General features: G+C 33.9%; 1 protein-coding gene. It reads left to right on the top strand.

The window, feature by feature from the left end; translation table 11 throughout:
* On the top strand, positions 1-964 hold a 964-nt coding region (locus ACP5S8_RS08410), incomplete at its 5' end, for a DEAD/DEAH box helicase (protein WP_461876486.1).
* Positions 965-1,244 lie beyond the last annotated feature (280 nt).

The raw sequence follows: 1,244 nt of genomic DNA, 5'->3' as shown, positions 1-1,244 counted from the left end.
CCCAAAACTGTTTTCTGGGTTTGATAAAGTACTCATAAGCAAGAATATAAATCCTATATATTTGTCCTTTGTGGACGAATCTGGTATGGCAAACGTATATTTACCTTTCCCGATCGTTTCTTTGTCAGAAAAAGTTGTGTCGGTGGGAGACCCTCTTCAGCTTCCTCCGGTAGTTTCTTTAAGTGAATCTGTTATTAACGATTACTATGAAAACAGCTTTTTTTATAAGATGAAAAATATATCTGAAGATGAAAAGCTTTATTATTACAACAGATATTCGCCCACCAAAACTTCTGTTTATCATAGAACAGCTAGATGCGATACCGGTAAATTTGACGATATAGGCCAAGCTGTTTTCTTGGATGAGCATAGAAGATGTCAAAAACCAATAGCCGAGCTTTTCCAAAGGCTTGCTGGTTACAAAAATATGAATATAAAAACCACTCCTATCAGCGGTGACGCATTGGAAAAATTAAAGAAATTTACGAATGAAGAAGGCATACATCTTATGTTTTACGATGTAAAAGGAGAGCGTGGGCCTACAGATAAGACAAATAAAGGAGAGGTTTTAGCTATTTCTAACATAATAGATAATCTAATAAAAGCAGGGTACACTGAAAAGGATATAGGCATAATAACACCGTTTTTAGACCAAGAGATTTATATAAGAAGAAGTCTTGGCAGATACAGAAATATAGAAATAGGTACAGTGCATAAGTTTCAAGGTAAAGAATTCCCTGTGATAATATTCTCTACTGTTGTTTTCTCGGAAGACCAACTTGGTAAAGTAAAATTCTTCAACAGCAGTCCTAACTTATTAAACGTAGCCATATCAAGGGCTAAACATCTTTTCGTAGTGGTGGGAAACCTAAATATCCTTGAAAAATCTGGTGCTTATTTGAAAAGTATGATATCCTTCTTCAAAGAAAACAAAAGCTGTAAGGTTATATCTAATAATCAGTAAACTAAGTCAGAAAATCTAATTTTTTGTGTATTTATATGATATGATAGTGGAAGGGAAAGTGATGAAATCATCTGGTATGGGAGGAAATAAAGAGTTGCGGTGGGCTTACTTGATTAGAAACAGTAAAAATTGTGATAAAATAAATGTAGCGGAGGTTTAGATGGAGATATTTAAAGTAAATATAATAACTCCTACTGTTATGCAGGGGGCAAACAGTAAAGAACTGGATAGCCTTAAGATGAGCCCTATACTTAAAATTGTGTAAATTAATTTTATCACC

It is taken from the genome of Hydrogenobaculum sp. (genome assembly GCF_049967395.1).
GTDB lineage: Bacteria > Aquificota > Aquificia > Aquificales > Aquificaceae > Hydrogenobaculum.
Note: the sequence above shows the minus strand (reverse complement) of the source record. Positions and strands in the feature narration are given on the sequence as shown.